Annotated in this window: 19 protein-coding genes; 14 read left to right on the forward strand and 5 right to left on the reverse strand. The window is 72.7% G+C overall.

Going from position 1 to position 19,743, the window contains the following annotated elements:
* Positions 1-11 precede the first annotated feature (11 nt).
* Positions 12-293: a hypothetical protein gene (locus tag ODJ79_RS36165; protein WP_263028169.1), complete on the forward strand. Its 282-nt coding sequence runs from the start codon at positions 12-14 to the stop codon at positions 291-293.
* A 22-nt stretch (positions 294-315) separates the two neighbouring features.
* On the opposite strand, the gene ODJ79_RS36170 is transcribed toward ODJ79_RS36165, so the two are convergent.
* Positions 316-1,326 (reverse strand): aldo/keto reductase, encoded by a 1,011-nt coding sequence (locus ODJ79_RS36170; RefSeq protein WP_263028170.1) that lies wholly within the window; start codon positions 1,324-1,326, stop codon positions 316-318.
* Positions 1,327-1,409: 83 nt separating this feature from the next.
* Here ODJ79_RS36170 and ODJ79_RS36175 point away from each other — a divergent pair, with 83 nt between their 5' ends.
* From ODJ79_RS36175 to ODJ79_RS36200, 6 genes are all read left to right on the forward strand, one after another.
* On the forward strand, positions 1,410-2,975 hold the full coding sequence (locus tag ODJ79_RS36175) for a serine/threonine-protein kinase (RefSeq protein ID WP_263028171.1): 1,566 nt from the start codon (positions 1,410-1,412) through the stop codon (positions 2,973-2,975).
* Between the two features lie 54 nt (positions 2,976-3,029).
* Positions 3,030-3,578 (forward strand): TetR/AcrR family transcriptional regulator, encoded by a 549-nt coding sequence (locus tag ODJ79_RS36180; RefSeq protein WP_263028172.1) that lies wholly within the window; start codon positions 3,030-3,032, stop codon positions 3,576-3,578.
* A 262-nt stretch (positions 3,579-3,840) separates the two neighbouring features.
* The gene (locus ODJ79_RS36185) at positions 3,841-5,217 is read left to right on the forward strand and encodes a ferric reductase-like transmembrane domain-containing protein (protein ID WP_263028173.1); all 1,377 of its coding nucleotides are present in this window, start codon (positions 3,841-3,843) and stop codon (positions 5,215-5,217) included.
* Positions 5,218-5,233: 16 nt separating this feature from the next.
* Complete coding sequence (locus ODJ79_RS36190; RefSeq protein ID WP_263028174.1) at positions 5,234-5,695, forward strand: FMN-binding protein; 462 nt, start codon at positions 5,234-5,236, stop codon at positions 5,693-5,695.
* A 10-nt stretch (positions 5,696-5,705) separates the two neighbouring features.
* A complete protein-coding gene (locus tag ODJ79_RS36195) occupies positions 5,706-6,410 on the forward strand; it encodes a response regulator transcription factor (RefSeq protein WP_263028175.1) in 705 nt (234 codons plus the stop codon).
* A complete protein-coding gene (locus ODJ79_RS36200; RefSeq protein ID WP_263028176.1) occupies positions 6,407-7,834 on the forward strand; it encodes a sensor histidine kinase in 1,428 nt (475 codons plus the stop codon). The genes ODJ79_RS36195 and ODJ79_RS36200 overlap by 4 nt, the downstream gene beginning before the upstream one ends.
* An 8-nt stretch (positions 7,835-7,842) precedes the next feature.
* Here ODJ79_RS36200 and ODJ79_RS36205 read toward each other — a convergent pair whose 3' ends face one another.
* Positions 7,843-8,469: a GntR family transcriptional regulator gene (locus ODJ79_RS36205; RefSeq protein ID WP_263028177.1), complete on the reverse strand. Its 627-nt coding sequence runs from the start codon at positions 8,467-8,469 to the stop codon at positions 7,843-7,845.
* Positions 8,466-8,708 (reverse strand): hypothetical protein, encoded by a 243-nt coding sequence (locus ODJ79_RS36210; RefSeq protein ID WP_263028178.1) that lies wholly within the window; start codon positions 8,706-8,708, stop codon positions 8,466-8,468. Before ODJ79_RS36210 ends, ODJ79_RS36205 begins: the two co-directional genes overlap by 4 nt.
* A gap of 25 nt (positions 8,709-8,733) precedes the next feature.
* Here ODJ79_RS36210 and ODJ79_RS36215 point away from each other — a divergent pair, with 25 nt between their 5' ends.
* From ODJ79_RS36215 to ODJ79_RS36245, 7 genes are all read left to right on the forward strand, one after another.
* The gene (locus ODJ79_RS36215) at positions 8,734-10,560 is read left to right on the forward strand and encodes a PAS domain-containing sensor histidine kinase (RefSeq protein WP_263028179.1); all 1,827 of its coding nucleotides are present in this window, start codon (positions 8,734-8,736) and stop codon (positions 10,558-10,560) included.
* 74 nt (positions 10,561-10,634) lie between these two features.
* On the forward strand, positions 10,635-11,849 hold the full coding sequence (locus tag ODJ79_RS36220) for a tetratricopeptide repeat protein (RefSeq protein ID WP_263028180.1): 1,215 nt from the start codon (positions 10,635-10,637) through the stop codon (positions 11,847-11,849).
* 233 nt (positions 11,850-12,082) lie between these two features.
* A complete protein-coding gene (lhgO, locus tag ODJ79_RS36225; RefSeq protein ID WP_263028210.1) occupies positions 12,083-13,285 on the forward strand; it encodes an L-2-hydroxyglutarate oxidase in 1,203 nt (400 codons plus the stop codon).
* A gap of 100 nt (positions 13,286-13,385) precedes the next feature.
* A complete protein-coding gene (locus ODJ79_RS36230) occupies positions 13,386-14,717 on the forward strand; it encodes a jacalin-like lectin (protein ID WP_263028181.1) in 1,332 nt (443 codons plus the stop codon).
* Positions 14,718-14,835: 118 nt separating this feature from the next.
* On the forward strand, positions 14,836-15,309 hold the full coding sequence (locus tag ODJ79_RS36235; RefSeq protein ID WP_263028182.1) for a sortase domain-bontaining protein: 474 nt from the start codon (positions 14,836-14,838) through the stop codon (positions 15,307-15,309).
* Positions 15,310-15,451: 142 nt separating this feature from the next.
* Positions 15,452-16,606: a glycosyltransferase family 87 protein gene (locus ODJ79_RS36240; protein WP_263028183.1), complete on the forward strand. Its 1,155-nt coding sequence runs from the start codon at positions 15,452-15,454 to the stop codon at positions 16,604-16,606.
* Between the two features lie 155 nt (positions 16,607-16,761).
* Entirely contained in the window at positions 16,762-17,796 is a 1,035-nt protein-coding gene (locus ODJ79_RS36245; protein WP_263028184.1) for a hypothetical protein, read from the forward strand.
* Positions 17,797-17,911: 115 nt separating this feature from the next.
* Here ODJ79_RS36245 and ODJ79_RS36250 read toward each other — a convergent pair whose 3' ends face one another.
* The gene (locus tag ODJ79_RS36250) at positions 17,912-18,343 is read right to left on the reverse strand and encodes a VOC family protein (RefSeq protein ID WP_263028185.1); all 432 of its coding nucleotides are present in this window, start codon (positions 18,341-18,343) and stop codon (positions 17,912-17,914) included.
* 9 nt (positions 18,344-18,352) lie between these two features.
* A complete protein-coding gene (gene purF, locus ODJ79_RS36255; RefSeq protein ID WP_263028186.1) occupies positions 18,353-19,723 on the reverse strand; it encodes an amidophosphoribosyltransferase in 1,371 nt (456 codons plus the stop codon).
* Between the last annotated feature and the right edge of the window lie 20 nt (positions 19,724-19,743).

The following is a 19,743-nucleotide window of genomic DNA, read 5'->3' on the forward strand; positions in this document are numbered from 1 at the left end:
ATTTACCGGTCATGACTGACCTTCTGCTGGCCGTCGTGGTGGAGATGCGGGACGGCGCCGTCGCGGCCGGGCAGCGGTACGAGGACGAGGTGCTCGGGCTGCTCGGCCGGCACGGCGGGACGCTGGAGCGGCGCCTGCGCAGCGGTGACGGTGCCACCGAGGTGCAGCTCATACGGTTCGGCGCGGCGGCCGGGCTGGAGGACTTTCTGGCCGATCCGGATCGGCTTGCGCTGCGGGCCGCGGTCGGCGAGGACGCGCCGGCCGCGCGCGTCGTCGAGGTGCGCGACGTGTAGCGCGACCGGCGATGCGTACCGTCTAGGCTCCTGCCTGCTCCAGGCGGTTCAGCTGCTCCTCGGTCAGCTTGACGTCCAGCGCGGGCAGGGCGTTCTCGAACTGCTCCGGCGTGCGCGGGCCGATCAGCGGGATGACACGGGGGCCGGTCTGGTGCAGCAGCCAGGCCAGGACCAGCTGGTTCGGGGTGACGCCGGCCTCGGCGGCCACCTCGGTGACCGCGGCCAGGCGGGCGTCGGCGTCGGGCCCGGCGTAGCTGTCCATCATCCAGTGGCTCGCACGCTTCTCGGGGCTGTCGTAGATGCCCTTCACGATCGGCGAGTAGGCGACCAGCGTCTGATCGTCGTTGTCCCGCAGGTAGTCCAGCTGCTCGGCGTCCACGATGGAAGCCGAGGCCAGGCCGGCCCGCGGGCGCAGGTAGCTGTGCTGCTGCTGGACGGCGACCGGGAGCGGCCAGCCGTTGCGCGCGCACAGTCCGCGGATGCGCTCCAGGCGCCAGGTGCGCACGTTCGACCAGCCCAGGTAGCGAACCTTGCCCTGCTGGACGAAACCGGCCAGCGCCTCGAGCGTCTCCTCGGGCGGGGTGGCCCGGTCGTCGACGTGAATGTAGTAGAGGTCGACGTGGTCGGTGCCGAGCCGGCGCAGGCTGCCGTCGAGGGCGTCGCGCAGGGTCTTCGCACCGGCGCCGGCGAAGGTGCGACGGGCCAGCTCCCAGTTGGCGGTGCCGTCCTCGGCCCACAGGTCGGGGGAGTAGTGCGGCAGCGCGCTGCCCTTGGTGGCGAGGAAGACCCGGTCCCGCTTGCCGCCGTCGCGCATCCAGCGGCCGAGCAGTTCCTCGCTGTCGCCGCCGCGGCCGCCCTTGCGGGCCCACCATTCGTAGCAGTCGGCGGTGTCGATGAACGAGCCACCCACCTCCAGGTACCGGTCGAGGATCCGGATCGAGTCCGATTCGCCGGTGGCGTTCCCCATCTGCATAGCGCCCAGGGCGAGCTGGCTGACCTGCCGGCCGGTGCGGCCGAGTTCGATCGTCTGCATGACGACGACGCTATTTCCTGGAGTGCGCTCCAGGTCAAGCGCCAGTGTGCGTGGGTCCGGACGGTTCGGGGTATGTCGATGGCATGACCACCGCCGGGCCGGGACTGGTGGCCGGGCGGTATCGGGTGACCGAATCGCTCGGCGAGGGCGGCATGGGCCGGGTCTGGCGGGCCCGGGACGTGGTGCTGGACCGCGACGTGGCGGTCAAGGAGGTCGTGCTCCCCGCCGAGCTGCTCGCGCGCGAACGGGATGCGCTGCGCCGGCGGACGCTGCGCGAGGCGCGGGCGGCGGCGCGGCTGACGCATCCGAACGTGGCGCGGGTGTTCGACGTCTTCGAGGTCGACGAGCACCCATGGATCGTTCTCGAGCACGTCCCGTCGCGGTCGCTGCAGGAGGTGCTGGACGCGGAGGGGTCGCTCGAACCGCGGCGGGTGGCGCAGATCGGGCTGGCGCTGCTCGATGCGCTGCGGGCGGCGCACCGGGCCGGGGTGCTGCACCGGGACGTGAAACCGTCCAATGTGCTGCTGGCCGCGGACGGCCGGGTGGTGCTGACCGACTTCGGGATCGCGACGATCGAGGAGGACGGCGGCACCACCAGCTCCGATCTGCTGCTCGGGTCGCCGCAGTACATGGCGCCGGAGCGGGCGCTGCGCGGAGAGTCGGTGGCGGCCTCGGATCTGTGGTCACTCGGGGCGACGTTGTACGCGGCGGTGGAGGGGCGGCCGCCATATCAGCGGCCATCGGCGGTGGGGACGTTGATGGCGCTGGCGGCGGAGGAGCCGGAGGCGCCGCGGCAGGCCGGTGTGCTGGGAGCAGTGCTGGCGGGGCTGCTGCGCAAGGATCCGGAGCGCCGCATCGATGCGGACGAGGCGGGGCGACTGCTGCGGGCCGCCGCGGCGCCGGTCGAGGAATCGTCCGCCGTCGTCCGCTCGTGGCTGCGGCGCTGGCGGTGGGTGCTCGCGCTGTCGGTGACGCTTCTGATCGTCGCCGGCACGGTCGTCGTCCTGGCGGCCACCGCGGAGCGCGCGGGGAACGGCGAGCGCGCGGGGAACGGTGAGCAAGCGGGGAACGGTGAGCGAGCGGGGACCGGGCTGGCACCGTCCGCCGGGCCGACCGAAGCGACGTCCCCGAGCCCATCGGTCACCCCGTCGGTCCCCTCCTCGGCCGCGGCGCGTCCGGATGCGAGCTCGGGCAGCCGGGTGACCCTGCCCGCCGTGCCGAGCGGATGGACCGACTACCGCGATCCGACCGGGTTCTCGGTGTACGTGCCGAAGGGGTGGACCAGATCGCGGGAGGGGTCGATCGTGTACTTCCGCGGCGCGGGCCGGGTCCTCGGCATCGATCAGACCACGCACCCGAACATGAACCCGGTCGCGGACTGGCGGGGCAAGGCGGACTACCGCGTCGCGCACGGTGACTTCCCGGGATACCACGAGGTCCACATCGTGGCGGTCAACTACTTCGTCAAGGCCGCGGACTGGGAGTTCACCTTCGACGGGTCGCACGCCCGGCAGCACGTCAACAACCGCGGCGTGGTGGTGAACGATCATCAGGCGTACGGAATCTATTGGCAGACGCCGGATTCGTCGTGGGGCGACGCGTACCCGGACCTGCAGTTGGTCTTCCGTAGTTTCCGGCCCCGGCCCTGACCAGGCAGAATAGCCGAGCGGCTAGGTGCCCGCATTACCCGGTAGCATCCCGGAATGCACGAGAACCGGCCCGGCACGGCCCGCGAGCGGTTGCTCGCCGCGGCGCTCGACCTGTTTGCCGAGCACGGGGTGAGCGGCACGTCGCTGCAGATGATCGCCGACCGGCTCGGCGTCACCAAGGCGGCCGTCTACCACCAGTTCCAGTCCAAGGACGACATCGTGCTCGCAGTGATCCATCCGGCGCTCGAGCGGCTCGGGCCGCTCGCCGACCACGCCGAGGCGCAGCGGGGGCAGACCGCCCGCCGGGAGACGGTGCTGGCCGGGATCGTCGACCTGGTCGTGGACGAGCGCAAGGTGACGACCACGCTCAGCTTCGATCCGGTCGTGAAACGCCTCGTCAGCGCGCATCCGGCGCTGCGCTCGCTGCACCGCATCCGGCAGCTGCTCGGCGGCAGCGCGCCCGACCCGGGCAGCCGGGTGCGGATAGCGGTGCTGAGCGGCGGGCTGATCATGGCGGGGGCCGACCCGGCGGTGAAGGGCCTCGACGACGAGGACTTCCGCGACCACCTGCTGGCGGCGGCCCGCCGCATCCTGAAAGGCTGACCGGGGCGCGATCCTGAAAGGCTGACCGGGGCGCGATCCTGAAAGGCTGACCGGGGCGCGATCCTGAAAGGCTGACCGGGGCGCGATCCTCAAAGGCTGACCGCGGCGCGATCCTCAAAGGCTGACCGCGGCGCGCCGAGCCGCTGATCGGGAAGTGCGCGGGCCGAGTGCAGCACCCCGCCCACCCGGTCATTTTCGCGCTCTTAGCCAACTCTTAGGGAAGCGTGCGGCACCTTTAACCTGCGCCGTCGATGGTAGGAGCATGTCCATCGCGTCGCCGCCGATCGTCCGCCGTGCTCCGGCGGCTCCACGGTGGTGGGCGGATCTGGGTGGCCTGGCGGCCGGGACGTCGTTGCTGGTCGTGACGGCGCTCTGGGTGTCGGATGGCGGCGTGCAGGCGCTGTCGGACGGCAGCTTCGCGCTCGCCGCCGGCCAGATCACCGGGCTGTGGGCGGCCGACCTGCTGTTGCTGCAGGTGCTGCTGATGGCCCGGGTGCCGATCGTGGAGCGCGCGTTCGGTCAGGATCGGCTGGCCCGGTGGCACCGGTGGGTCGGTTTCAGCTCGTTCTGGCTGATGGTGACGCATATTGTGCTCATCACGATCGGGTATGGCAGCCTCGTCCGGTTCGTCCAGACCTTCTGGGAGCTGACCGTCGACTATCCGGGCATGCTGCTCGCGGTGGCCGGCAGCGCGCTGCTCGTCCTGGTCGTGGTGACCTCGCTGCGCGCGGCCCGTCGCAGGTTGCGCTACGAGTCGTGGCATCTGCTGCACCTGTACGCGTACCTGGGCGTCGGTCTGGCACTTCCGCATCAGCTCTGGACCGGTCAGGACTTTCTCGCCTCGCCGGCCGCCACGGTCTACTGGTGGACGCTCTACGCGGTGTCGGCGGGGGCGGTCGTCGCATACCGGATCGGCCTGCCCGCCTGGCGCAACTGGCGGCACCGCCTGGTCGTCTCCCATGTGGCCGTGGAGGGGCCGGGTCTCACCTCGGTCTACCTGAGCGGGCGGGAGCTCGATCGGCTGCCGGTGCGGGCCGGACAGTTCTTCCAGTGGCGGTTCCTGGACGGTCCTGGTTGGTCGCGATCGCATCCGTACTCGCTGAGCGCCACGCCGCACGGCGGCCTCCTGCGGATCACCGTGAAGGATCTGGGCGACGGCAGCGCCCGGGTGGCGAGGCTGTCACCGGGGACGAAGGCGCTGGTCGAGGGGCCGTACGGAAAGCTCACCAGCGAGACGTACGCCGGCGGCCCGGTCACCATGCTCGCCTGCGGGATCGGCGTGACCCCGCTGCTGTCGCTGCTCGGCGAGCTGCCGTACGGGCCCGGCGAGGCGACGCTGATCTACCGGGCCCGCAGCGAGGCGGAGATCGCGTTCCGGTACGAGCTGGAGTGGTTCGCGGCGCGGCGCGGCGTCCGGGTGGTCTACCTGCTCGGCCGGCGCGCGCAGCGGGAGTCGTGGTTGCCGGCGCAGTACGCGGACCACGCGGACGCGGCGGCGCTGACCGAGATCGCGCCGTACGTGGCGCGGTCGGACGTGTACATCTGCGGGCCCGAGGTGTGGGCGGAGGCGGCCCGGGCGGCGGCGCGGCAGGCGGGGACGCCGGCCGAGCGGGTGCACACCGAACTGTTCTCGTGGTGAAGACGGAAGGGACGAGATGCGGCGGATAACACTGTGGCTGTTCTCCACGGTGGCGGCGGTGGTGTTGCTGTTCAGCTATCGGACCAGCTTGGCAGGGCCGTCCTCCGCCCCGGCTGTCGCCTCGGCGCCGCTGAACGCCGGTTCCGGCGGGGAGAGCGACGACGACGGGCCGGCGACCGGCGGCGCCTCGACGAGCGGCGGCAAGACGTACGCCGGGTCGGTCGCGCAGACCCGCTGGGGGCCGCTGCAGGTCAGCATCACCGTCTCGGGCGGAAAGATCACCGACGTGGCGGTGCCGACCTACCCGAGCAACAACGGCCGCGACGTGGAGATCAACTCGCAGGCGCTGCCGATCCTGCGCCAGGAGACCCTCGACCGGCAGAGCGCCGACATCGACGCGGTCTCCGGCGCTACCGTCACCAGCGACGGCTACAAGGAGTCGCTGCAGTCCGCGCTGGACGCCGCGAACCTGAGGTGAGAGGGGACCCGTGCGGATCCTGGTGGTGGAGGACGACGCGGCGGTGCGTGACTCGCTCGCTCGTACCCTGCGGTTCGAGGGCCACCGGGTGGACACGGCCGCCGACGGGGTCGAGGCGCTCGACGCGGTGCGGGAGGCCGAGCCGGACGCGATGATCCTCGACGTCAGCATGCCGCGGCTCGACGGCCTGCAGACGTGCCGCCTGCTACGCGCCGACGGCGTCGTCCTGCCGATCCTGATGCTCACCGCCCGCGACAGCGTGGGCGACCGGGTGGCCGGGCTGGACGCGGGCGCCGACGACTACCTGGTCAAACCGTTCGCGTTGCAGGAGTTGCTGGCCCGGCTGCGGGCGCTGCTGCGGCGCTCGGTGCTGACCGCGCCGCCGGGTCCGTCGGAGCCGGCCGGCGACGACTGGCTGACCTTCGCCGACGTACGCCTCGACCCGACCACCCGGGAGGTGTGGCGCGGGGCGCGGGCGCTGCGGCTGACCCGCACCGAGTTCGCGATTCTCGAGGCGTTCCTGCGGCACCCGCGGCAGGTGCTGACCCGGGCGGCGCTGTTCGAGCAGGTGTGGGGGTACGACTTCGGCGAGTCCTCCAACAGCATCCACGTCTACCTGGGATATCTGCGGCGCAAGCTGGAGGCGGAGGGCGAGCCGCGGCTGTTGCACACCGTTCGCGGGGTGGGTTTCGCGCTGCGGGAGGAGCCGCTGTGACTACCCCGTCGGCCCCCGCGGCCTGGTGGAACCGGCGCAGCCTGCATTCGCGGCTGGCGCTGCTGGTCGCCGGGACGGTCGCGCTGGCCCTCGTGGCGTTCGCGGCGGCGTCCTGGATCGCCGTGCGGGAGCTGCAGGAGCATCGGATCAAGGCCCAGCTCAGCGCCGACGCGCAGGCCATCGCCCAGGCGCCCGGCCAGTGGGCGGCCGCCCGCCCGGAGCGGCCCGCCCCGGGCTTTCCCGGCGCCGGGCGGCCGGGCCGGGGCCCCCATCGCGGGGAGCTGGGGCCGCGCTGGCAGATCGTCGACGGGTCGGGCACCGTGATCAGCTCGCCGGACAACCCGCTGCCGGTGACCGCGCGGGGCCGGGCGGCGGCCTCGGGGCAGACCCGCCGGCACCCGGTGCAGGAGCGGGTGTCCATCGGCGGCAGCCACTACCAGATGCTGACGTTCCCGCTGAACGGCGGCGGCGCGGTGCAGGTGGCGATCAGCGAGGACGATTCCCGGCGTACGCTCACGGTTCTGGCGTTGCTGCTGGCCGCCGGTTGCGTGATCGGCATCGCGGCTGCGGCCCTCGCCGGCCGGGCGGTGGCCCGCACCGGCCTGCTCCCGGTGGAGCGGCTCACCTCCGCGGTCGAGGACGTCGCGGCCACCACCGATCTGACCCGGCCGATCGAGGTCACCGGCGAGGACGAGGTCGCCCGGCTGGGCCGCTCGGTGAACACGATGCTCGCCGCGATCGACAGCTCCCGCCAGGCTCAGCGGGCGCTGGTCGAGGACGCCGGGCACGAGCTGCGCACGCCGCTGACCAGCATCCGCACCAACGTGGAGCTGCTGCTCGCGGTCGAGCGGCAGCCCGAGCTGGCGCATCGGCTGCCGCCGGAGGACCGCGCGAAACTGCTCTCCGATCTCGACGCGCAGGTGCGCGAGCTGGCTACGCTGACCACCGAGCTGGTCGAGCTCGCTCGCGAGGAGACCACCCGGGAGGAGCCGGAGCCGGTCGAGCTGAGCGATGTGGTGACAGCCGCGATCAATCGCGTACGGATCAGAGCGCCCGGCCTCACCTTCGACGCGGACCTGTCCCCGGTGACGGTGACCGGGCGCCCGGGCGAGCTCGAGCGCATGGTCGTGAACGTTCTCGACAACGCGGCCAAGTGGAGCCCGCCCGGCGGCGCGGTGACCACGACGCTCACCGGCGACGGGACGCTGACCGTCTCGGACACCGGGCCGGGCATCGCCGAGGACGACCTGCCGCACGTCTTCGATCGGTTCTACCGGGCCACCGCGGCGCGCTCGATGCCCGGATCGGGCCTGGGCCTGGCGATCGTGGCGCAGACCGCCGCCCAGCACGGCGGAACGGTCACGGCCGGTCCGAACCGGCCCCGGGGCACCACCGTGACGATCAGCCTGCCGGCGGACTCCTGATCGGAGCGTCAGGCCGGCCCGCCCAGCTGGTCGATCGAGCGCAGCGCCTCGATCACGCTGGAGATGTGCTCGCGCATCGACTCCTCGGCGACCTTCGGGTCGCCGGCGCGGATCGCCGCGATGATCCGCTCGTGCTGGGGCAGCGACTGCCGCGGCCGGCCGGGCAGCAGGGAGAGCACGAACTGGTGGCGGACCAGCTGGCCGCGCAGCGTGCCGACGATCCGATCGGCCGTGCGATGGCCGGCGATCTCGCGGATCAGCGCGTGCAGCCGGCCGTTCAGGTCGTGGTAGCGCCGATGCTCGCCGGCCTCGACCGCGCGCCGCATGAGCAGGCCGATCTCGTCGAGCTCGGAGGCGCGCCGGTCGTCGATCCGCTCGGCGGCCCGGGCGGCGATCAGGCCCTCGACCACCATGCGTACCTCGGTGATCTCGACCGCCTCGTCGAGTGACACCTTGCGCACCAGGGCGCCCCGGTTGCGCTGGGTCTCCACCAGGCCCTCGGCGGTCAGATCCTGCAGGGCGGCGCGCACGGTGAACCGGCTCGCCGTGAACCTGGTCATCAGCTGGGCCTCGACCAGCCGCTCACCGGGCAGGAACTCGCCCTTGAGGATCGCGTCGCGCAGGGCGTCGCTCACCTGCCGACGGTCACCGTCGCGCTCTGCCGCCATCGATATTCGTCGTCCTTGTAGTCGCCGCCGGACCGGGTGCGGGCAAGAATACCGCCCACCTGCGGCAACGCGCTGTCAGGCCGGGGACGGCGGGTCGTGTTCCGGGAACGCCAAAGGTACGACCAGTATCGGCCGTATTCTGCCGATATCCGGTCCGGGTAACCGGCACCAGTTTCGCGGGAAGGCCGCCCGACGATGGAGGTCATCAAGCCGGCACTAGGCCGGAGCGCTGTGCCGCGGCCCCGGTACGCGCTGATCGCGGTGATCGCGGTGACCGTGCTGGCGGTGGTGGCCGCCGTGGCGCCGGCGCACATGCTCATGTTTGGCTGGGTGGCGCTGGGTCCCGCGCTCGCCGCCGCCTCGGCGAAGCCGAAGGTGGTGCTGGCCGTGGGCGGCTACTCGCTGGTCGCCGGATTCGCCATCTCCACCTGGCAGGGCCTGCTGGGCACGGCCGACCAGATCCTGCGGCTGCTGGTGCTGTTGTGCGTCACGGCGATCGGCTGGGCGATGGCCCGCCACCAGCTACGGCTGGAGCTGTCCGCCGCCAGCGCCGCCGAGGAGCGGGAGATGCTGGCCGCCCTGACCGAACAGTCCGCCGACGCGATCATCGGGAGCACGCTCGACGGCAACATCACCACGTGGAACGGCGGCGCCGAGCGGATGTACGGCTACCGGGCGGACGAGGTGGTCGGCCACAAGCTGGCGACGTTTCTGTCACCATGGCACGCGGCGCGGGTGCCGGAAGCTCTGGAGCTGCTCCGGAAGGGCGAGCAGGTCCGCATCCCGGAGACGGAAGGCCGGCGCAGCGACGGCACTGTCTTCCCCTTGTCGATGGTCGTGTCGCCGATCCGGGACCGGCACGGCCGGGTGGTCGCGGCGGCCGCCACCGAGCGTGACCTCACCGAGGTGAAGCGGCGGGAGGCCGAGGAGAAGGCGGCCAAGGAGCGGCTGGAGCGGGCCACCCGGCTGGAGAGCCTCGGCCAGCTCGCCGGCGGCGTCGCTCACGACTTCAACAACCTGCTCGCGATCATCCTCAACTACACCGACTTCCTCGCCGAGCAGGTCACCGGGGACGGCGCCGGCGACCTCGCGCGGATCCGGGACGCGGCCGAGCGCGGCCGGACCCTGACCGGCGAGCTGCTGCTGTTCGCCAAGCGGGAGCCGACCCAGACGGAGATCGTCGACCTCAATGTGGTCGTCACCGACGCCGGCGACCTGCTGAGCCGCACCATCGGCTCCGGCGTCCGGCTCGAGTGCCGGCCGGGCCCGGACCGGGTACCGGTGCGCGCGAACCGCGGCCGGCTCGACCAGATCCTGCTCAACCTCGTCGTCAACGCCCGGGACGCGATGCCCGACGGCGGCGTGGTGACGATCGGCACCGAGGCCGCCGAGCCGGCCGGCGACGCGGCCGAGTCGTTGCCGCCGGGGCGGTACGCGACGCTGACCGTCCGCGACACCGGCACCGGCATGACGGACGAGGTGAAGAACCGGTTGTTCGAGCCGTTCTTCACGACCAAGCCGGCGGACCGGGGCACCGGACTGGGGCTCGCGACCGTCTACGGCATCGTCGGCGACGCCGGCGGGCACATCGGCGTGGAGTCCGAACTGGGCGTGGGCACGACGTTCCGGATCCTGTTGCCGCTGGCCGAAGAGCCGGGCGAGTCGTCGGCGGAACCGGCCCGGACCCCGCCGGCGCAGGGCCACGGCGAACGGGTCGCGGTGCTCGACGACGACCCCAGCGTGCGCGACCTCGTCGTCCGCATCCTGCGGGACAACGGATATCAAACCGTCGAGCTGACCGAGAATGCGCTCGCGGAGGCGGACCTGAGTGGCGTCGCGCTGCTGGTCACGGAGGCCGTGGGGCCCGCTGCCGCCGAGCACCTGCGCAGCCGGTTCCCGGGACTGCGCGTGCTGTACCTGTCCGGCCGGAGCGAGGCCGACCCGGCCCTGGTGGGCAAGCCGTTCACGTCGGCCGAGCTGCTCGCCGCCGTGGGCGACGCGCTGACCGCGCTCAGTCCCGCCCCATCCGGTCCCGCGGAGACAGGTGCTCCACGGTGATCCGGCCCCCTGCGTAATGTCCGATCCGCCACTCGCACCTGGCGCCCGGAACGATCTTTGTGCAGCATGGCGGGGTGCCGCCGTCATCTCCGTTCTCGCAAGCCCGTCAGCAGGCCCAGGCCCTCGCCGAGGGCGGGAATCCCGACGGGGCGCGGGACGTGCTCGAGCGGGCGATCGAGCTCGGGCGGGCCGATCTCGCCGCGGGGGACCGGGAGCTGCTGACCACCATGCAGCAGCTGGCCGCCCTCCATCGGCGGGCGGGGGATCCGGCCGCGGCGCGCCGGTTGCTCGAGGAGGCCTACGAGGCGGGCCGGCGGGTCGGCGAGGCGGATCCGGTGCTGGTGACCGTCGCGTACGACCTGGCGGTGGTGGCCGGCGAGCTCGGTAACCGGTACGAGGCCGGCAAGAACTACGGTCGGGTGGCGCAGTTCGGGCCGGGCGTGCTCGGTGCGGACCACCCGATGGTCGACCAGGCGCGCGCCTACCTCGCCGCGGAACCAGAGGCGGCACCCGCGGCACCCGCGTCGTCGCCTCCTGCCTCGCCGCCGGCGTCTGCCTCGTCAGCTCCTGCGTCGGCGCCGTCGTTCCCGGTGACGGCACCGCCGATGCCGCTGTCGCCGGTCGTCTCGGCCGCGCCGGCGCCCGTGCCGGTCGAGTGGACGGCGCCCGCCCGGCGCTCGCGGACGCCGTGGGTGCTGGGCGGTCTGGGCGCCGTCGTCCTGATCGTTCTCGCCGTGGTGGGTGTCGTGGTCCTCCGGCCGGGCGGCTCGTCCGGCGACGGCACCGCGCTGGGCCGGCCGGCCGGTCCGGGAGCGGCCACCACCGCGCCCACGAGCGCCGCCATCACGCCGGCGCCCACGAGCGCCGCCACCACGGGTCCGGCATCGGCGCCCGGGACGACCCGCATCGTCACGCCGGCCGACCGCAGCAAGGTGTCCTGGCCGTTCGACGCGCGTTTCACCGTCTCCGCCGCGGACCTGGCAGCCACCTCGTCCGACACCGTGCTGGCGGTGTCGGTCTGCGTGGCCGGGATCTGCTACCTCGACGGGAACATCAAGTTCACCGACGGGGTCCCGGACCCGTACACGATCTATCTGGGCGACCGGAAGGGCGGCAACCACCAGGCGTGGGTGCTGCGCGTCGACCGGATCTCCAAGGTGACCTACGCCAAGCTCGTCAAGGATCGGGAGGCCGCGTTCGCGGACGGCACCTGGGGCGCCCGGGGCACCTCGATGTCCGACCTGAACGACCACCCGGTCAGCAGGGTCACGGTCATCAAGTCGGCGTGAGTCGGGGCCCGGCATGGCCCGCGCGGGCTGCAACCAGGGCATGCCGCCGGGCGCGTGGTCGATCACGATTAGGGTTCCTACTATCCGGCCTTGCCCACGCGGACCCGAGGAGTGGTGATGTTCGTACGTACCGACGAAATGCTTGCCGGAGGGGAGCGGACCGGCGCGGGCACCTGGGCCGACGTGCGACAGCCGGTTCCCGCGCTCGCGATCCACTTCGGGCGGTGACCGGGATGTCGGACGAGACGATCGGGATCATCGGGGCCGGCATCGTGGGCCTGGCCATCGGCCGCGAGCTCACCAAACGCCGTCCGGGCGCGCGGGTCGTGGTGGTGGAGAAGGAGAGCCGCGTCGCGGTGCACCAGACCGGGCACAACTCCGGGGTCGTGCACGCGGGCATCTACTATCAGCCGGGCAGCCTCAAGGCCCGGCTCTGCACCCGCGGCGCGGCGATGCTGCGCGAGTACTGCGCGGACCGCCAGTTGCCGTACGACGAATGCGGGAAGTTGGTCGTCGCGGTGACGGCGGACGACGTGACCCGGCTGGACGCCCTCGCCGCCCGTGCCGGGGTGAACCTGGTACCGGGGCTGCGGCGGGTCGGGCCGGAGGAGATCCGGGAGATCGAGCCGCACGGGACCGGGCTGGCCGCGCTGTACTCGCCGAAGACCGCGATCACCGACTACGTGCGGATCGCCCAGTCGTTCGCCGACGACATCGTGGCGGCCGGCGGCGAGGTGCGGTTCGCCTTCCCGGTCACCGCCGTGCGGCAGGATACCGGCGGCCTGTCCGTTTCCTCCCCGGCCGGCGAGGTGCGGGTCGACGAGCTGATCGTCTGCGCCGGCATCCAGAGCGACCTGGTGGCGGGGCTGGCGGGCGACACCGCGGCGCCCCGGATCATTCCGTTCCGCGGCGAGTACATGAAGGTCAAGCCCGAAAAATCCGATATGGTACGCGGGCTGATCTACCCGGTGCCCGACCCGCGGTACCCGTTCCTCGGCGTGCACTACACCCGTCGCGTGGACGGCACGCTCGAGGTGGGCCCGAACGCGGTGCTCGCCACCGCCCGCGAGGGCTACCGGCTGGCCGACTTCTCGGCGCACGACCTGTGGGGGATCGCGTCCTGGCCGGGGGCCTGGCGGATGGCGGCCAAGCACTGGCGGACCGGCATCAAGGAGATGTACGGCTCGGTGTCCAAACGCGCCTACATGAAGGCGGCGCGCCGGTACGTCCCGGAGATCGGCGTGCAGGACGTCGTGCGGGCCGGCGCCGGCGTCCGGGCGCAGGCCCTGGACCGCGACGGCAGCCTGGTCGACGACTTCCGCATCCACCGGCTGGGGCGGGTCACGGCGATCCGCAACGCGCCCTCGCCGGCCGCGACGTCCAGCATGGCCATCGCCGAGCACGTCCTCGACGTGATCGAGGGGAGGGCCGGATAGGGCACGTTCCTGCCACCACTGCGTTAACGTGACCTTTATTCACGTATGAGTTTTAGCGGGCGCATTCCATCGACGACCGTGAAAACCTACTGTCCGGTACATGTCTCGGATCGCGGCCGGTCTGGCCGCCGTCGTCACGGTGGGCGCCGTCCTCGTCCTGCCGCCCCACCCCGCCCTCGCCGCGAGCGGTTCCTTCACCGCCCTCACCTACAACGTCGCCGGGCTCCCCGAGGGCCTGTCCAGCGCGCCGACCCCGCGCGACACGGCGACCACGGCCGTCGGGCAGCGCCTCGAGCCGTACGACATCGTGCACGTCCAGGAGGACTTCAACTACCACGCCAACCTGTACGCCGCCGACACGCACCCGTACCGGACGCCGACCAGCGGCGGGGCCGGGATCGGCAGCGGGCTCAACACGCTGTCGGACCTCGCCTACGACGCCGACGACTTCGAGCGGGTGCACTGGAACTCGTGCCAGCTCGACTCCGGCGACTGCCTGACCCCGAAGGGCTTCACCTTCATGCGGGAGCGGCTCGCCGAGGGCGTGTACGTGGACTTCTACAACATCCACACCAACGCGGGCACCAACGCCGGCGACCAGTCCTCGCGGGCGGACAACCTCAGCCAGCTCACCTCGTTCATCGCGTCCCACTCGGCCGGGAACGCGGTGGTGGTCATGGGCGACTCCAATGCCCGCTACACCCGTACGGGTGACACGATCTTGAATTTCGCCCGGAGCAACGGCCTCACCGATGCGTGGGTGCAGCTGGAGCGCGGCGGCGTGCCGCCGGCGATCGGCACCGACGCGCTGCTCTGCGACGAAAACGCGATCACCGACACCTGCGAGGTGGTCGACAAGGTCCTCTACCGGAGCAGCAGGTTCGTCACCCTCGACGCCACCGCCTACCACAACGAGCACGCCGGTTTCCTCGAGACGTCGTCCGGGCTGATGCTCAGCGACCACGACCCGATCAGCGTGCGGTTCACCTGGTCGACCACCGCGGCGTTCCAGATGAGCGAGCAGTTCGGCGGCCCGCACGGCGACTACTACACCGACATCGACCGCGTGCCGGCGGCCGGCCGGGCCGGCGTGCTCTCGATGCGCGCGGGCAGCCGGGTCGACCAGGTCGCGCTCACCCTGAGCACCGGCACCGTGCTCGCACACGGCGGGACCGGCGGCACCGCCAGGTCGCTCACGCTGGGCAGCGGCGAGTACGTGACCTCGGCGAAGCTGTGCGAGGGCAAGTACAACGGCACCACCCGCATCTTCTACGCCCAGTTCACCACCAGCACCGGCAACACCCTGGCCGGCGGCACCACGACCTCGGACTGCGTCACCCGCACGGCGCCCGGCGGCTGGCAGGTGGCCGGCTTCCAGGGCCGCTCCGGTGCCGAGGTCGACAAGCTCGGCTTCATCTACACCCAACGCTGAGCCGACTGACTGATCACAGACAGTTATCTACCGGCGCCGCCCGGGCCGGGTCTACCGTGCGGAGGGGCGGTGTCGCCCCGACGCTGCGCTGCTGGGGAGACGCCGCCGGGAGGTCAGGGTGCTCGCTGATGCCAGAAAAGAAAAGGCACTCGGCCCTTCCGTGCCGGTCGGGCTGGAGATTCCGGCGATCGGCGTACGGACCGACGTGGTGCCGATCGGGTCGCGGCCGGAGCGGGCACTCGACGTGCCGGCCGCGAGCGCGGACGCGCCGGTCGGCTGGGACCGCCGGACGCCCGCGCCGGGGGAGGCCGGGTCGTCGGTGATCGTCGGGCAGGCCGACGCGGTGGCGGACGGGCCGGCCGCGTTCGCCCGGCTGCGGCTGCTGCGGCCGGGCGACGAGATCCTGGTGGACCGGGCCGACGGGGTCCGCGTCCGGTTCGTGGTGACCGGCGTCGGCCTCTACCCGCGCAAGGCCTTCCCGAACGAGCGGGTCTACGGCCACCGCGACCACCCGGAGCTGACCCTGGTGACCCGCGGCGGCACGATCGACAACACCAACCTTGTCGTGTACGCCCGGAGCGTGCCGGACTGAGCCTCGGGCGGCGCTCGGAGTCCCTCGGGCGGCGCTCGGAGTCCCTCAGGCGGCGCTCGGAGTCCCTCAGGAGGCGCTCGGAGTCTCTCAGGAGGCGCTGGGAGTCCCTCAGGCGGCGGCCGGGCCGACCGATGCTGCGGACGTGGAACTGGTGCGCCGGATCCCGCCGCGGGCCGGTGGGCTGCTGATCGTCCTGGTCGCCGCGATCTTCGTCGGGCTCGGGGTCAACGACGTGCTCGGCGGCTGGGTCGCGATCGGGATCGACTACCTGCCGATGCGCAACGCGGCCCAGGCGCTGCTGGCCGGCCACTCCGTCTTCACCGATCCGCTCTTCGTCTACCCGCCGACGGCGGCCGTCGTGCTGCTGCCGACCGCGCTCGGCTCGCTGACCGCCGGCTTCGTCGCCTGGGTGCTGGCCGGACTCGCCGCGCTGGTGCTGACGGCGGCGATCGTGACCCGCCAGGCGCCGCCCGGTCGCCGCCCGGCCGTCTTCGGCGTCGCGATCATGGGCCTGCTCGGCGGCGTGATCGCGACCCGGTCGATCTTCCTGGGCAACCTCAGCGAGCTGCTGGTGCCGATCGCGGTCGGCGCACTGCTCGCGTTCCGCCGCGGTCGCTGGCTGCTCGGCTGCGCCTTGCTGGCCGCCTCGCTGCTGGTGAAGCCGCTGCTCGCGCCCCTGGTGCTGGTGCCGGTGCTGCACCGGCAGTGGGGGTCGCTGGTCAAGACGATGGTGCCGGGCGGCGCGCTGCTGCTGCTCGCGATGGCCCTGGTGCCCGGCGGCGCGACCTTCCCGAGCGTGCTGCGCTACTGCCTGACCGGCACCAATTTGCACGGCGAAAACGCGGTCAACAACCTGTCGCTGCGCGGCTGGGCCGAGGGGCAGCACGCGCCGCACCTGCTCGGCGTGGCGGCGGCCGCGGTGACCCTGGTGGTGGTCGCGGCTTTGGTGTGGCGGCGGTCGCGCACGGGCGACCCGCCGTCGCCGATCTGGCTGGGCGCGGTGCTGCTGTTCGGCACGTTCCTGGCCGGCGGCATCTCCGAGGTGCACTTCCTGCTCATCGGGTACGCGATCGTCCTGCTGCACATCGTGGTGGACCGGCCGCCGGCGCTGCTGTTCGTGCCGGGCCTGGCGCTGCTCGGGATGCCGGACGCCTACCTGACCGTGCTGCTCGGCCAGCGGGCGGACGCGCAGAGCTGGCTGGTCGGCGCCGAGATCCTGCTGCTGGCGGCACTGCTCGCCGCGCCGACGGTCAAGCGGACGGCGCCGGCCCCCACCCTGATCCCGGCGGCGGCGTGACGCCGACCCGGGACGGTGGACGCCCCGGCCGGGGCTGTGCTGCTGCCGGCGCGTGGTCCTCCGGACGGCGCGGAGAACCCGGGCCCCTCCGGGGCTGTGCTGCTGCCGGCGCGTGGTCCTCCGGACGGCGCGGAGAACCCCGGCCCCTCCGGGCCGTGGCGCTGCTCGTCCGGTGTCGGCGGGCGGTCGCGGCCGCGCTTGCCGCGGTGCTCGGACTGCTCACGCTGACCACGACGCCGGATCTCGCGGACTTCGCGCGCGCCGCCGACCTGCTGCTGCACGGGCGGTTCGGCGAGGTCTACGCGCAGCCGTGGAACCAGGCCGGGCCGGCCCAGCTGCTGATCAGCCGCGTGCTGATGATCGGTGCGTCGCCGGACGGCACGCTCTGGCCGCCGCTCGTGGCGCTCTGGTCGGCGGCCCTCGTCGCGGGCGTGATGTGGCTCTGCCGCGGGGACGTGCGGCGGGAAGCGGTGGCCGGCCTGCTCGGCCTGCTCTGGGTGGCGGTGCCGATGCCGTGGAACGGTCACCCCGCGGAGTTGGCGGTGCCCGTGCTCTGGGCGTACGCGATCGTCTGTCAACGACGCGGCCGTGATCTCGCCGCAGCGGCCCTGCTCGCGCTCGGCGTCGCGATCGCCCCCTGGGCGGTCATCGCCGTGCCCGGGCTGCTCGCCGCCGCGCGGCCGCTGCGAGCGCTGCGGGCCGGAGCGCTCGCGGTCGTCATGAGCGTCGCCTGCTATCTGCCGTTCGTGCTCACCGGGCAGTTCGCGATGTTCCGGTATCGGTGGGGGGTCGCGCCCGGGACGGTGGCGTCGCTGCTCGGCCTGACCGAGGCCGGCTGGTGGCTGCGCCCGGTCCAGGGCCTGGTCATGGTGGCTGGCGTGGCGATGATCGCGTGGCGGATGCGGGGCGCGCGCCTGGCGATCGCCGCGGTCCCGCTGGCCGCCGCGCTGCTGCGGGTGGCGACCGACCCGGTGGCCCAACCGTACTACTGGTATCCGGCCGCGGTGGCGTCGCTGCTGCTCCTGGCCATGATGCGGCGATGGGTGCTCGCGGCGGTGCTGGCCTATGGGGTGCTGCTCGGCGAGTCGGTGTCCTGGCCGCTGGCCACCGGGCTGGCCTGCCTCGGGCTGCTGGTCGCGGTGACACCGCTCCGGTGGCCCGCTTTCCGGCGGGTGCCCGCCGCGAGCTGAGCAGGTCCGTCTCCGGCGGAACGACCCGGCCAAAGGAGGCCCGACTCAGGCGGAACGACCCGGCCGAAGGAGCCCCAGTCCCCGGCGGAACGACCGGGCCGAAGGAGGCCCCGTCTCAGGCCGGGTCGATCAGCTCGCCGCCCCAGTCCTCGGGGGCCATGTCGGCCAGCGTCTCGGAGAAGATCCAGACGTGGCCGGCCGGGTCCTCCGCCTGGTACTGGCGCTCGCCGTACTCGAAGTCGGTCGGCTCCATCGTGATCTGTGCGCCGTTCGCGCGGGCCCGCTCGCAGTGCGCCCGCGCGTCCTCGACCCGGACCAGCACGGTGTGCGTGACGACGCCGGGCGTGGGCGGGCGGCGCTGGTTGCCGGTGTCCGCCACGATCAGCGCGCCGTCGCCGAAGCGCAGCTGCGCCCGATGGTCCTCGCCGATCCGCACCCGCTCGGTGAAGCCGTAGGCGGCGGTGAGCCAGGCGACCGCCGCCCGCACGTCCGGATAGGTGAGCACGGGAACCACGGTCGGGGCGGGAATGGATCGATTGGTCTTCATGAGGTCCACTCAGACCGGTGTCGGCGCCGGGTAGTCGCCGGTCATGCAAGCCGTGCAGAAGCCGCCGGGCTCGGGGGTGATGGCCGTGAGCATGCGGTCGAGCTCGAGGTAGGCCAGGGAGTCGGCGCCGAGGTGGTCGCGGATCTCGTCGACGGTCATCGTGGCGGCGACCAGCCGACTGCGATCGGAGGTGTCCAGGCCGTAGAAGCAGGACCACCGATAGGGTGCCGACAGCACCCGCAGGTGGATCTCGGCGGCGCCGGCGTCGCGCAGCAACCGCATCGTGGCGCGCAGCGTGGTGGCCCGCACGATCGAGTCCTCGACGACGACCAGCCGCTTGCCGGCCACGTTGTCCTCGATCGCGTTGAACTTGATCCGTACGGCGTTGTCCCGCAGCGCCTGGGTCGGCGCGATGAACGTGCGGCCGATGTACCGGTTCTTGATCAGGCCGTCGCCGTACTCGATGCCGGACTCGGCGGCGTATCCCTGCGCTCCCGGAACCGACGAGTCCGGAATCGGCATGACCATGTCGGCGTCGACCGGCGCCTGCCGGGCGAGGGCCTGGCCCATCCGGCGGCGGGCCGCGTGGACGCCGACCCCGGCGAGCCTTCCGTCCGGGCGGGCGATGTAGACGAACTCGAACGAGCACAGCGCCCGGCGCCGCGGCGCGGCGAACCGGAAGCTGCGGACGCCGTCGTCGTCGATGACGACCGCCTCGCCCGGATCGACCTCGCGGATGACGCGGGCGCCGACCACGTCGAGAGCGGGCGTCTCGGAGGCGAGCACCCAGCCGCCGGTGTCGCACCGGCCGAGGAACAGCGGCCGGAAGCCGTGCGGATCCCGCGCGCCGATGAGCCGGGTCTCGTCCATCATGACGAACGAGTAGGCGCCCTCCAGCCGGGGCAGGACGGCGGTCAGCGCGGCGGTCAGGTCGCCCCCGGCGTCGCCGGTCAGCGCGTCGGCGAGCAGCGCGGCAACGACATCGCTGTCGCTGGCGTCGGGCCGGCCGGCGGCGAGCTCGGCGGTGTTGACCAGGTTGCCGTTGTGGCCGAGGGCGAAGAACACGTCGCCGGCCTGGCGGGCGACCGGCTGGGCGTTGTGCCAGGCGCTGGCGCCGGTGGTGGCGTAGCGGGTGTGTCCGATGGCCATGGTGCCGGACAGGGCCTGCAACCGGTGCTGGTTGAAGATCGCGGAGACCAGCCCCATGTCCTTGTCGACGAGGATCTTCGTGCCGTCGCTGACCGCGATCCCGGCGGACTCCTGGCCGCGGTGCTGCAGGGCGAACAGGCCGAGGTAGGTGAGATGAGCTACGGGTTGCCGCGGGTCGCGTACGCCGAAGACGCCGCAGGCCTCCTTGGGACTGTCGCTGCCGTCTGCCACCGGCCGAACTATACGGTCGT

The organism is Actinoplanes sp. KI2 (assembly GCF_025630775.1).
GTDB lineage: Bacteria > Actinomycetota > Actinomycetes > Mycobacteriales > Micromonosporaceae > Actinoplanes.

What these genes read in the sequence shown, in the direction of transcription:
- ODJ79_RS36185 (WP_263028173.1), top strand. Translation starts at nt 3,841, where the DNA reads ATGTCCATCGCGTCGCCGCCGATCGTCCGCCGTGCTCCGGCGGCTCCA.
- ODJ79_RS36190 (WP_263028174.1), top strand. Translation starts at nt 5,234, where the DNA reads ATGCGGCGGATAACACTGTGGCTGTTCTCCACGGTGGCGGCGGTGGTG.
- ODJ79_RS36170 (WP_263028170.1), bottom strand. Translation starts at nt 1,326, where the DNA reads ATGCAGACGATCGAACTCGGCCGCACCGGCCGGCAGGTCAGCCAGCTC.
- ODJ79_RS36180 (WP_263028172.1), top strand. Translation starts at nt 3,030, where the DNA reads ATGCACGAGAACCGGCCCGGCACGGCCCGCGAGCGGTTGCTCGCCGCG.
- ODJ79_RS36250 (WP_263028185.1), bottom strand. Translation starts at nt 18,343, where the DNA reads ATGAAGACCAATCGATCCATTCCCGCCCCGACCGTGGTTCCCGTGCTC.
- ODJ79_RS36165 (WP_263028169.1), top strand. Translation starts at nt 12, where the DNA reads ATGACTGACCTTCTGCTGGCCGTCGTGGTGGAGATGCGGGACGGCGCC.
- ODJ79_RS36175 (WP_263028171.1), top strand. Translation starts at nt 1,410, where the DNA reads ATGACCACCGCCGGGCCGGGACTGGTGGCCGGGCGGTATCGGGTGACC.
- ODJ79_RS36230 (WP_263028181.1), top strand. Translation starts at nt 13,386, where the DNA reads ATGTCTCGGATCGCGGCCGGTCTGGCCGCCGTCGTCACGGTGGGCGCC.
- ODJ79_RS36210 (WP_263028178.1), bottom strand. Translation starts at nt 8,708, where the DNA reads ATGACCTCCATCGTCGGGCGGCCTTCCCGCGAAACTGGTGCCGGTTAC.
- lhgO (WP_263028210.1), top strand. Translation starts at nt 12,083, where the DNA reads ATGTCGGACGAGACGATCGGGATCATCGGGGCCGGCATCGTGGGCCTG.